The organism is Pseudoalteromonas sp. SG45-3 (genome assembly GCF_014164075.1).
Taxonomy (GTDB): Bacteria; Pseudomonadota; Gammaproteobacteria; order Enterobacterales; family Alteromonadaceae; genus Pseudoalteromonas; species Pseudoalteromonas distincta.
The window spans coordinates 51,017-63,072 of sequence record NZ_JACJEN010000017.1 but is presented as its reverse complement, the minus strand read 5'-3'; the positions used below and the strand labels follow the sequence as shown (position 1 = coordinate 63,072).

Sequence of the window (12,056 nt, the reverse complement as noted above, 5' to 3'; positions counted from 1 at the left end):
AGTTTAATCAACATACTTCATTTAAGGTCGCGTTAAATGAAGTTCGTTGCTCTTTTTTTCTACATTCCAGTTGTAAGTAGATGCTATCAGCATAAGGCTTTGTTGCGGCGTTTCGAGATTAAATCGTCCGCTAATTAAAGTATTATTGAGTGCGTTATCTACTTTAATTACCATAGGGCTATAACGCTGCAATTGCTTGATAACAGTGGTTAGAGGTTCTTTTTTTGCATCAATCCAACCCATTCGCCAAGCAGGGAGTTGTGCCAACTGCTGGCTATAATCTACAGCTATATGTCCATTTTTTATAACAGCTTGTTGAGAGGGAGTTAATATCACTTTATCTAAGGCCGAGACTTCTACCCTGCCTTCGTACACTGTTACCACTACTTCATCCTTATTGCGCTCTACATCAAAAGAAGTACCTAGTACTTTAATGCTTGCTTGTCCGGAATTTATTATAAATGGCCGTGTTTTATCTTTGGCTACATCAAAAAAAACCTGTCCTTTTTTTAATTCGATTTGCCTAGAGTGTGGTAGTAAGTGCGCAGTCAACTCACTATCTGCATTTAAGTGTAAATATGAACCGTCATCTAATAACTTAGATACACGTTTGCCTAAACGTGCTTCTAAAAGCTGAGGTAGGTTAGTTTCAACTGCTGTTTTTGCAATAGGTGTTGGTGTAAACGCTTGTTGAGATATAGAAAGCCAGTACACTGCAAAAGCAATAGCGCTAAAACTAGCTGCTAAGGCGAGCATAGGGAAAGCCCTAGAACGTTTAGCATTAGGCGTAATTATTGGAGTCGGTAAACTATATTGTTTAGTGTAAATGTGTAGAGCCTGTTTAACAGCAGGATCGCCAAATACATTGGCTATTTTCTCAAATGCAGCCTTATTTTCTGTGCATTTTAACCAAAGCGATAGTTCTTTACGGTCATGATCATTTAAATCATTAATCCGATCTACCCAATCTGCTGCCTGTTCTAAGCGTTGTTCGTTCATTAAAAAACCTAACCTGCGTTGATTAAATATAAAGAGCGTAAAAGTGTAATAAAGGGGACATTTTTATTGATTTTTTTCTATGTGAAGCGTTATTTGTATCATTGCGCGCGTAATATGTTTTTTTACAGATTCTTGGCTCATATTTAACTGCAGACTAATTTCTTCGCGACTTAATCCGTTAATACGTCGAAGCTTAAATACTTTTCTTCTTAAAGGTGGCAACTCTTCCAACGCACTTTTAACAAGCTCGAGCTTTTGCTCTGTAATAGACTGCGCCTCTGGATCGCTATTATCATCTGTAAAAAGCTCAATATCTTCTGCATTATTTGGTTGGCTTTTATTTTTTTGCCAATCACTATACATAACAGACTTTGCGACTTGATTTATGTACGCCTGAAAGTTTTCAATTTCTAATGTGTCATTTCTATTTAAAGTTCTCAGCAAAGCTTCTTGGACTAGGTCGTCTACGTCATCGGTATTATTTGTTCGACGACTAACAAACTTACGAATATGGCTGATAACGTTTTTTACATCGCTTTGTTCAGAAGAAATATTTAAATTCGATGGCAGGGGGCTTTTAAAAGTCTTCATTACTCAGTCTAGAATTTTATTTTAAATAAATACTAAGTGAATAATATGACCAATTGATTACAGGTACGGTTGGGCGATTAAGTAAATTAAAGTAATGATACGAAGAATAAATTATCATTTAGAGCATCTTAACGCTTTAAATAGGGTTTAATTTTAGGCATAGAGTATTTGAGCAAATAACGCTTTGAGAAAGACTAAATTTTTGGAGGTACTATATTCCCTTGTTATCACTTATTTGAATGTTCTTTTGGCGAGATTAGCGTATGACTAGAGGGCTTAAGCGCTTTTCGGCAGATCAGCTAGTTTTATATTAGCTTAAAAAATGACATAGAAAAGTTAAAATTATAGTATCAAACTTAGTAAAAGTGCAGCTATTTTTATTGATTAGGATCAACAAAGCAACAGAGAAAAATAGGCATAATTTATGGCTGAAATTTACACCTAAAAATAAAATGGTGAGTTACGATTTATTGAAAAATAGCGGTTTTTTATTAAACTAGAGCTGCACAAAAATCAGCCTTTATACACCTTTATTTTTACTTATCTTTTTGTTTTATAATGATTTTAATTGAAAGGGCTAGGAAATGGCTTTACTCATAAATAACAAATGCATTAACTGCGATAGTTATAAGGTTTTCAATTAAAGTCTTTAAAAACAACTTGTTACTTTGTCGTGCTATGGATTGTGCTACGATTTTACGTAACTCGTTAGCACTTAGTTAGTATCTTAAAAACAGCCTTAAAAGGCAAATTGTATTAACTAAAAAATTAAAAACACAAACTACCATAATTTTTGAATCGATATTATTTAAATCTAATAACGCTTAAATAAGATTCCAAGTAAGTAAGAGTACTGGTAGATAACGTAACTCAATCTGATCAGCTAAATGAATTAAACGTAGTTTGAAGTCATGTTTGCTAGGGTCATTGAAATAGGCATTAGAAATGTCAATTAGAAATAAAGTTGCCGCTGCCTTTTTAGAGTTATAAATAAATCAATACTATTAGCTTAATACAATTAACTGCCTATTAAATGCTTATTTATGGCGTACGTATTATCAAGCTGTTGCTCTATTAAACTAATCGTTTGCTTATTTACGTCGAGCGCTTTTGCTGTGTTTTTAAAGTTTAAAATAATCTCTGCTATTTCAGATATGATAACTTGTACCTGCTTCCAATTTGCGTAACCAGCAGCAGAAGCTAGCTTTTGAATCGCTTTTAGTGGCGGTTTTTTTCCAAATCCAGCAAACGAAGTAGCATGCTCATTAAAAGGGTGAGGACTAAAAGTGACATCATAAAAAGGCGCTAAATCCCACTCACCAGAATCTTCTTGTAAAAAAGCCCAGTTTTTACTGTGGTCGTCTTGGTTACAGCTAAATAAATTAAACATAGCCCGACGAAATTGTAATTGCCCTGCAGCAGGTGATTTGCATAAAACACGGCTCGCTTTAATTAAATCTTCATAATCTAATGTAGGTGTGCGAAAATCAGCATCAAGCAAGCCACATGCACTATGCATATGTTTGCAGCCCATTTTATTACCCATTAATTTAAACCTATCGAATCGTTTTAGGGCAAGCCATTGCTTTGCACCGGTCCCTTCTGGGGCGGGTACCAGTAATCTCTGAGGAGGGTTTAATCCCGCTTGTTCAGCTAAATCCAAATACACAGCTTCACATAACCCTTCCTCATGTCCTAAAGCGAGGTTTTTGGATGTGAATTTTATTAACCAAGCATCATCACCTGTTTTAGGTTTTGTTCTACATTCTTGTATATTATTGTCAGAAAAATAAATTTGGGCTTTTGGGCGTGCACCGCCGGAGCTACCAGCAGCCACTAACGCAGAAAGTACTTCTTCTGTTTGTCCGTCAAATATTGCTTGGGCTTGTTGGCCTAATGTAGCAAGACCAGCTTCATCGTCATTTGTGCCATCATAATGAGTTTCAGGTGTAAACGATAATGCTCCCATAGCCGAATGGCCAACAAAAGATAAGCGGTCCATTGCTGTAACAAAGTTAGGCATTATATTATTTTGTCTGAATACACGGTCCTGTAGTAATAGCCCCCACCCATCAGGTAAACAATCAGAAAAGACCCCATGCAATCCATTATGTGGGCTTTTGGGTGCTAACTGAACATCTCTATTGAAGGCGAGTGAAAATGGCGAAAGATTACCATATGTGTCTATATAGCCTTGATCGAATTGAAAGTAAACACCTTGTCTATTTTGAGCAAGTACACCAACCATTAACTCTGTTGAGTCTGACAGTGTACGTTTTACTTCTAGCTTTTCTATGGGTTTAAAGGCCATTGTTTAATACCTGAGCAATTGACGTTGGCGCATTCTTACCTTGAGTTGGCGCTTTTGTTAATTCATATAAACGAGTCAAATCGTCGAGAGATTGCCACAAAAGTAATAGCTGCCTGAATGAAATAAGTCCTGTAACCTCAAACTTTTTTATTGTAGAAGCAGGTACCGTACTTTTTTTAGCTAACGCCTCACGTGACATCTTTGCTTTTTTGCGGCGTTCTTTTAGATGCTCAGCAAAAGCTAGCTGCACATCACCTTCGCTTAATAATAAATAATTAATAATAGAACCTCAAAAAAGACATGTGTGTATCTAAAGTGGATTTTAAATAGGGTTAATGGATACTATAGTGTCTATTTTGTTGCGAGTAAAGCGTTTGATACGTGTTAATGCCAAGCAAAGTAGATACTGGCTAATTTTGTTCAGGTTCCTTATACAATAGAGTGTAAATCAAATTAGAAGCGTAAAAAATTAAAACGCATTTTTGTGTTTTTCACTTTTCACAATAAAGTGCCTTTTAGGGAACATTAAGCCGCATTTAAGGCCTTAAAGTGACTTGTTGGTCACTTTAACTACCGTCGGCTATATCAAAAAAGTTAAGTTTTTTACTTAATCTACTTTCTTAGCTTGTTTAACAAGCTTAATTAGAATTATCGTCAACACAGCAGCTGGTAATAGCCATATAAAATCACTCATTTTAAATTCTCAATATTTGAAACAATATCTTAACCTTAATGTTTTTGAGGTGTTTTGCAAATTTACGTCGTTTGTATATTACCTTTCAATTTTTCTCCTCACTTATGCCTAGTTAGTTTTAGGACAAATAATTAGGAAAAATCATGAAAGATCAAAAGTCACCGTTTATACGCCAATATGTACGCGCTAGTAAATCCCCCTGGGAGGATGCTTCCACCATTTTACTATTAGCTGATGTTGTTGATAAGCAAGAACTTGAACTGGGCTTCACCAATTACGTTTATTTACACCGAGATAGCGTGGGGTGTGTGCTGGGTATTAGTATTTCTCAACAGTTACTAGCTGCTAATCCTGAGTTCTCGGAGAGGTATTTGGAAGGTATTGAGATGTATGCTTTTTTACTCATACATATTGAAGACATAACAAACTTTTGCAGCTTGTTTAGTGCAGAATTTGAGCAGCTATTTATGCTAAAACCCAACGTATATTTTGCAGCTGCAGAAGACAGTTGGTTACGGTTAATAGAAAGCTCATAAACTCTGGCGAGCCTTTAGGCTCGCTTTTTAGTTTTAAAGATTCTGATCCAATTGTGTTTTAAATAAATAATTTAAACTCACAAAAAAAGTCATTATTTCTCCCTGAGAGTGCCTATTTATAAATAGCCTCAAAATAAGAGAAGTAAATAATTATTAAGTTAATTTAAAATAAGGAAATTATATGACTTGCAGATATACCTCTACTCTAGACATTATCACCCTGTTAGAAGATGTAAAAACGGTTGTTAGGGATAACGATCATAAAATAAACAAACTCATGCTAAGCGCAGATAATCCAAACTTTAAAGGCTTTTGGGCAATTGTAGAGCCTCAAGTCTTTAATAAAAAACACCTTAATTATCGTGGCGTAAAAGTTCTGATATATAAACTAATGATTTGTTTAATAAACGATGTACACCAACCCGTACCAGAATATCCTGATTATGATGACGAGTTTTATGAAGAGCCAGAGCAAGCCTTTAGTGATGCGCCAGAAGAGCGCTTTGATTCAGTTTTTGATAGCAAGTTCGAGGATGAATTTGAAGACGACTATAAAAATGATATTGAAAATGAATTTGTTGGAGAGTTTGAACAAGATCGTATTGATCGTAATATCCAAGATTCAATAAACAGTCTTCTAAATAAATAATAAAGGACAAATATAAGTTATTTTGATAATAAAATAACTGCCTAATCATTACCCCTAAAATATGCCATGAGTCATTATTTGCAGGCTCACTGCTTAAGCTGAAACCTAGTTTAAGCAGCTCAATCTCATTAATAGAGATTACACCTCTAGGGGAAGGCGTGATGCAAATATAGCGCCTTGTTATTACTTCACAAAAGCGTGTTTTTAATAATAATGTTGGCAAGGCTTTAAATAGGCCAAAAGCAAAGGGGGAATGGATTACTATCCATTCCCCCTTTGCTTATCTATCGCTTATTGATAAAACATTTCATTAATTTCTTCACATAATTTAGTACGGAAAATAATAGACGAATGAAGCAGCTCAGCATCGCTCTCACTGAGAAGTGGTGCTCGTGTCTTCTTGTCAAAACGTTGCGGCATTTCCTCAAATAGTTGTTCGTGGAGTCGTTTAATGTCATCAAAAATTTTGACCGATTGAGAGAATAAAAAAATCTTACTGTAATCGCTATTTCTTAACGAGGCCAAATATTTTAGTAAAATGACCTGTCGTGCCGTTTTATTTTTAAAAGAGTGTTCCACCTCAATAGCGGCTATTGAGCCATTAGGAAGTAGCACAGCGCCATCCACAGTTCGTGTATCAGATAGGTTATTGATACGTTTAAATTCAGGCTCGGTAATAAACCCATTCCACATTGGGGCGTACGTTTCATCACTGTGATAATTATGTATACCGCGCAGCATGACAAATGCATTAATCAGGTTATGCATTACATTGTTTTGATTGAACTGCAGAGCAGGGTTTCTATTCGCTCTAAAATGTATATCGATGCCCATTAACTCCTCTGCAAATTTGGCTGCAGTGTAGGTAGGTACATAGACTCGACCGTCTGGGCTTCGGTGTGTTTTTACCACTCGCAATAGCCCATCGTTTTCTAGCCGGTTTAAATGCTCTAGTGCTAACCGATGGTTGATGCAATATAACCAACGAACAATGCCTGGGGTAATAATGGAAAATCGAATCGCGATTAATACGGTCAACCTAGTTCGGTTAACCCCTTTTTGATGATTGTTTGCGCCTGGATAATACCGCATATCAATATCAAAATAGCGAGGGTAGTGAGTGAGAAGTAGGTTGTTCGTTTCTAAATCTTTTGATGGTTTCTGAGTCAATTCAAAAGTCCTTTTGATGAGTTAATTAGTAAAATTAACTAGCACCGCAACACAAAAATTATCATCATTTTATAATTACATTGCCGTTTTTCATTCCGAGATGCTCTGACAGCATGCACGGAATCATTGTCGCGATAATTATCGCAACAAAAGCCGCTTTCAGCGGATGGTCTCTCAACTTCGTTGTTTAACCATAGGTACTAAAACGCCCGCCAGCTCTGGTGTTGCTCCGCAACGAGCTGACTCGACGCGCTATCGCGCTAGCGTTGTAGACCCAGCGCGAATGTACGAGCTACGCTCCGTACTAACCGCCATACTGCCGCTTCAGACAATGCGATGGGTGCCCCATTATCCGCATTTTTCTTCGCTTTTATTTTCTGACGAAAATAGATGGTTCGATATCAATTTGTGCCAAATTAATATCGAATTTCGCTGATGCGAAACATTATCGCGGTTAGTACAGACCAGCCTGTACATTCGCGCTGTCTCCATGTGTCTACGGCTTCGCCTACGCCACATTACGCGCTTGTTGGCCTCATTCTGAGGCGCTATTTTTGCAGTTTGTCGTGCCGAAAAATGCGTTTTAAAAAACCTGTCTTGCAGACAAAAGCCGCCTCCAAATTAAACTTATTAATGAATTTTTTAGAAAAGAATAAAAGGTTTTTACTTAATAAAATTAGGTGGAGTAAGGGAAGGGCTAATTGCTTAATTCAAACTGTTTGTTGCTGAGCTGCGCAGTCAAACAAGTTTGTTTTTTATCACGAAATCATTAAATTTGAAAGCATAAATTAATAATTAAGAAGGTTTAAAAAATGAAAAATAATGACGCTAATGATATTGCTATTAATCCAACAACAGGATTACCTATCACAAATGCGAGCGCTAATATTGTAGATGTTGGCGGCAATGTAGTGGGCCAATCTAATCGAGTAATGACCGTTTATGAAATTGAAGAGTCGATAGGAGACTCTATAGAGCACGATTGTTTTGATGCTTTTGACTCGTTTGATGATGGTTTTTAATGCCCAAAATATTGAAAGCAATTAGTCGGTATCGAATAGAAGCTGTCTATTCGATTATCGCATTTAGTGGCTCAGCTATACTGTTTTTACAGTACCAACTAACTCAAAATTTTGCCTGGTTTATAGCTTTGAGTTTGTTTTGCACTAAAATGATTATCGGCATTATTAATTATGAAAAAGATTGCCAGAGTGATAAACGTAGTATGAAGGTAGCGCTCAGATATTTGTTATTTAAATTTGTATAACCCTCTTGTTTATTTGTCCTAAACGCAAAGCGCTCTGAGTAATCAGGGCGCTTTTTTGTTGAAAGCATTAATTAGACTATCACCAGATAAAAAAGATTAAGGTGTATATAAAAATGAGTTTTTAAAACTATTAAATACGACTGAATAGGAGGAAGTAACTTAGAGGTAGATGGTTCAATGAGTCGATAGATATGTAAAAATACATACCTACCAACCACAAGGAATATACAGATTAGTTTTCATATACCTCTGCTTACGCGGAGGGTAAAAATTAGTAGTTACAATTGCTAACTAAATTTTTTTTACTACAGTGTTTTGTCGCTCACCCCCGCAAAAGCGGGGAAACCAATTTAGCAGCACGACTGTCTGACTAAATTTTTTTTACTACAGTGTTTTGTCGCTCACCCCCGCAAAAGCGGGGAAACCAATTTAGCAGCACGACTGTCTGACTAAATTTTCTTTACTACAGTGTTTTGTCGCTCACCCCCGCAAAAGCGGGGAAACCAATTTAGCAGCACGACTGTCTGACTAAATTTTCTTTACTACAGTGTTTTGTCGCTCACCCCCGCTAAAGCGGGGAAACCAATTTAGCAGCACGACTGTCTAACTAAATTTTCTTTACTACAGTGTTTTGTCGCTCACCCCCGCTAAAGCGGGGAAACCAATTTAGCAGCACGACTGTCTAACTAAATTTTTTTTGCTACAGCGTCTTGCCGTTCACCCCCGCCAAAGCGGGGAACACAACTTAGTAGCACAACAGGCTAACTAATTTTTTATAAACTAATTGTATATTTTTATTTATCTCCATTTACTGAGGAGACTGCAGAGGAATAGCATTGCTACCCTCCTATGTTTCGAACTTTAAATGCTCCTGTTTTATAATGCAAGCGTTTAGTTGTTTTTAATTTAAAAAATAACATGAACGGCAATATTTGCAGGTTTTTAATGGCAATTTCGAAGTAGATAGGTGTTTTTAATGGCAAGGTTTAAATTTAGCCCAATCGTTTTGTTGACATTAAAAGCAAAATTACACTGTGTTTTTGTTTTTTTAAGTGTTTTTATATAAAGGGAGCATTTCGCTCCCAGATATCAGCAATACGATTAATATGGCTTTACTTTATTAAAATATAGAGTAAGTAAAGCCAGCAAATTTACGCTAGCTACATTTCTAATTCCCAGCTTATCAGGGTGGAGCGAACCATATTTATTACGAAATATAGTGAACGCTGTGATTTAACATGTATGTAGTCTGGGTCTGCGGTAATTTCGCGCTCACAGTCACTAGATTCATAGATTGGACAGTTTGATTCGTACCACATTTCATAAGAAGTTTCACCAATTTCGTCTTCATAGATTGTATCTATTAGGTCATACTCAAAAATACGTAGGCTGAACTTATTAAGCATATCGCAGAAGAGGTCTGCATTGCTTTCGGTTGCAGCCAATGGTGACGGCCACTGCTTAGTACCATTTCCATTACCCTGAATGAAAACTTCGTTTGCAGGATATATAAATGTATCTGCCTGTCCACTATTCTTGTCTACCATCTCTTCAAATGCTATTAGCTGTGAGTTATATATTGTATGGGTGAAATTTACTTCCCCCTTCTCTTCATCATCATATTCATCTTCATCTTCATCTAATAACTCATCTTGTTCATCTGACTGTTCACAACTTTCTTCGGACATTGCTTCAGACGATGTTTGTTCTGCACTTAATACTGCTTCTGGCAACGTTAACATTTCCTCGTTCAGGGGCTCATTTTGTCCATAATCGTTGGACGACAAAGCCTTTAATGCTTGCTCCCAAGTTAAATTCATTTCACTTTGAGCAATTTCATCTAGTGCTTGGTTTAAAGGGATTGCCTTTGCTTTTTTTAGTTTTTTTGCATCTTTTTTGGCGCGAGAAATAGACAGGCCAGAAGGAAAGTATTGTTCTAACTGATTCATAGTGTAAACCTTAAATATGCTTACGTCCGCCCACTAACATTACGCATGTTAAATGTTTAACTATTTTTATTTGAGAGTATGATTATCCGACAGGACTGCGCTTAAAGTGGGCGAAACGAGCTCATCAGTAAAGCTCTGAAAAGATTATTAAATAAATTAAATAGGATCGCAACCTCTTTTATTAAAACGCATAAAAAGCCTGTATTAGCATAAAATCAAGCCAGTTAAACCTTGCAATAAAATACCAATCCATTTGTATTAATCTTTATACAAAAAATAAAGTTAAGTAGCTATTTTTTATGGGTAAATTATATTATTTAATGTAATATACTTTACAAAGTAACAATATGAGCAAGCGGACTGTGAATATACTTCTTTCTTGGCTGGGCACTAAAGACATTGACAATATGCTCGATGGTGAAAAAAATGCTTCAATATCAACTCTCGCTACTAACTCTCAAACTCCTTTTGATAAAATTGTAATACTCTCTAATCATCAGCATAAGTATTGGGAAAAGTTTGAAGATTTTGTAAAAAAGCGAATGGCTACAATTGGAAAACCATATCATGATATTCAGGTACATAAAGCCAATATAGCCAGCCCAATTGATTATGAGTCTATTCATCAGGTAACAGCTCTTTGGATCAATAAATTAAGTGAAGAGGCTGATTCATTATCAATAAACCTGACCTCTGGCACGCCTGCAATGACCACTTTATCTGTGCTTATCGGTAAAGGTAAATCGAACGTTCAATTCCTTCAAGCAACCCCACAAAATGAGTTGCTACACGTTGATATCCCGATTGATTTTGGCCAAGAATATGTAAAGTCCGCATCTAAAAACATAGCGAATACGGCAACCTCTGAGCCTAAAATTGAACAAGCTTTTTCAAAACTGACTGCAAAATCAGTGCAAATGCAAAATGTAGTCAACAAAGCTAAAAAAATTGCAGCCTCAGAAGTACCTGCACTTATCCTTGGTGAAACCGGAACCGGTAAAGAGCTAATGGCTACCGCCATTCATAAAGGAAGCTTACGAGCAAATAAGCCATTAAAAGTCATTAACTGCGGAGCATTTGCAGAAAACCTTGTTGACTCAACCTTGTTTGGTCATAAAAAAGGGGCCTTCACTGGAGCTGAAAAAGACCACCCAGGGCTTTTTGAACAGGCCGACGGCGGTACTTTATTTTTAGATGAAGTGGGTGAATTAACCCCCGAGATTCAGGTAAAGCTTTTAAGAGCATTACAACAAGGCGAGATCAACCGTTTAGGTGACACCCAAACCACTAATGTCGATGTTCGAGTTATTGCAGCCACACATAAAGATTTATCAAAGCTAGTAGAAGAAGGTAAGTTTCGCGAAGACTTATTTTACCGCTTAGCAGTGGGCATTATACAAATGCCAGCACTACGAGAGCGCATTGAAGATATCACTGTTATTGTTAATCAACTTGTAGAGCAAATAAATAAAGCAGGTAGTAAACATCCCGACTACATAAGTAAAAATATTTCCGAAAAGGGAATAAAGTTTATTTTATCTCAGCCGTGGCAAGGTAATATTAGAGAGCTGTGGAGTACATTAAACCGTGCATTTTTATGGTCTGACTCACAAACAATAACTGAAAATGACTTATCAAGTGCCATGATAAACCGCGCTAAAAATAAAAGCTTTACAGATATTACACTGTCATACGACGATAAAATAGATGTTACGCAATTAGTTGATAATTATAAAAAAGCTTATGTTTTAGCTGCTTTAAAAGCAAGTGGAAATGTTAAAAGCCACGCTGCCCAAATGCTTAATTTAAAAGATCACCAAACGCTTAGCAATTGGATGAAGCGCTTAAACATCAAACACGAAAAATAAAAAGGACAATAGTGTTGGTATA

General features: G+C 36.4%; 10 protein-coding genes. 4 read left to right on the top strand and 6 right to left on the bottom strand.

Features of this window, described 5'->3' with window-relative positions:
- Positions 1–21: 21 nt before the first annotated feature.
- The 4 genes from H5126_RS16650 to H5126_RS16635 form a co-directional block, all read right to left on the bottom strand.
- Positions 22–999 carry a FecR family protein gene (locus H5126_RS16650; protein WP_182720718.1) on the bottom strand — a complete coding sequence of 326 codons (978 nt, stop codon included), beginning with the start codon at positions 997–999 and terminating at the stop codon, positions 22–24.
- Positions 1,000–1,062: 63 nt separating this feature from the next.
- On the bottom strand, positions 1,063–1,590 hold the full coding sequence (locus H5126_RS16645; RefSeq protein ID WP_182720719.1) for an RNA polymerase sigma factor: 528 nt from the start codon (positions 1,588–1,590) through the stop codon (positions 1,063–1,065).
- A 1,018-nt stretch (positions 1,591–2,608) separates the two neighbouring features.
- On the bottom strand, positions 2,609–3,901 hold the full coding sequence (locus H5126_RS16640) for a type II toxin-antitoxin system HipA family toxin (RefSeq protein WP_182720720.1): 1,293 nt from the start codon (positions 3,899–3,901) through the stop codon (positions 2,609–2,611).
- Positions 3,891–4,181 carry a helix-turn-helix transcriptional regulator gene (locus H5126_RS16635; protein ID WP_090493474.1) on the bottom strand — a complete coding sequence of 97 codons (291 nt, stop codon included), beginning with the start codon at positions 4,179–4,181 and terminating at the stop codon, positions 3,891–3,893. Before H5126_RS16635 ends, H5126_RS16640 begins: the two co-directional genes overlap by 11 nt.
- 557 nt (positions 4,182–4,738) lie before the next feature.
- Between H5126_RS16635 and H5126_RS16630 the strand changes: the two genes are divergently transcribed.
- Together H5126_RS16630 and H5126_RS16625 are read left to right on the top strand one after the other, a co-directional pair.
- Positions 4,739–5,131, top strand: a complete 393-nt coding sequence (locus H5126_RS16630) for a hypothetical protein (protein WP_182720721.1) — start codon at positions 4,739–4,741, stop codon at positions 5,129–5,131.
- 181 nt (positions 5,132–5,312) lie between these two features.
- Positions 5,313–5,780 (top strand): hypothetical protein, encoded by a 468-nt coding sequence (locus H5126_RS16625; protein ID WP_259413466.1) that lies wholly within the window; start codon positions 5,313–5,315, stop codon positions 5,778–5,780.
- 291 nt (positions 5,781–6,071) lie between these two features.
- Here the strand turns inward: H5126_RS16625 and H5126_RS16620 are convergent, their stop codons facing one another.
- On the bottom strand, positions 6,072–6,950 hold the full coding sequence (locus H5126_RS16620) for a hypothetical protein (protein ID WP_182720629.1): 879 nt from the start codon (positions 6,948–6,950) through the stop codon (positions 6,072–6,074).
- 812 nt (positions 6,951–7,762) lie between these two features.
- Between H5126_RS16620 and H5126_RS16615 the strand changes: the two genes are divergently transcribed.
- Positions 7,763–7,972, top strand: coding sequence for a hypothetical protein (locus H5126_RS16615; protein WP_182720628.1), 210 nt, complete (start codon positions 7,763–7,765; stop codon positions 7,970–7,972).
- A gap of 1,405 nt (positions 7,973–9,377) precedes the next feature.
- Here H5126_RS16615 and H5126_RS16610 read toward each other — a convergent pair.
- Positions 9,378–10,166 (bottom strand): hypothetical protein, encoded by a 789-nt coding sequence (locus H5126_RS16610; RefSeq protein ID WP_182720627.1) that lies wholly within the window; start codon positions 10,164–10,166, stop codon positions 9,378–9,380.
- Between the two features lie 347 nt (positions 10,167–10,513).
- Between H5126_RS16610 and H5126_RS16605 the strand changes: the two genes are divergently transcribed.
- On the top strand, positions 10,514–12,034 hold the full coding sequence (locus H5126_RS16605) for a sigma-54-dependent Fis family transcriptional regulator (protein ID WP_259413413.1): 1,521 nt from the start codon (positions 10,514–10,516) through the stop codon (positions 12,032–12,034).
- Positions 12,035–12,056: the final 22 nt, after the last annotated feature.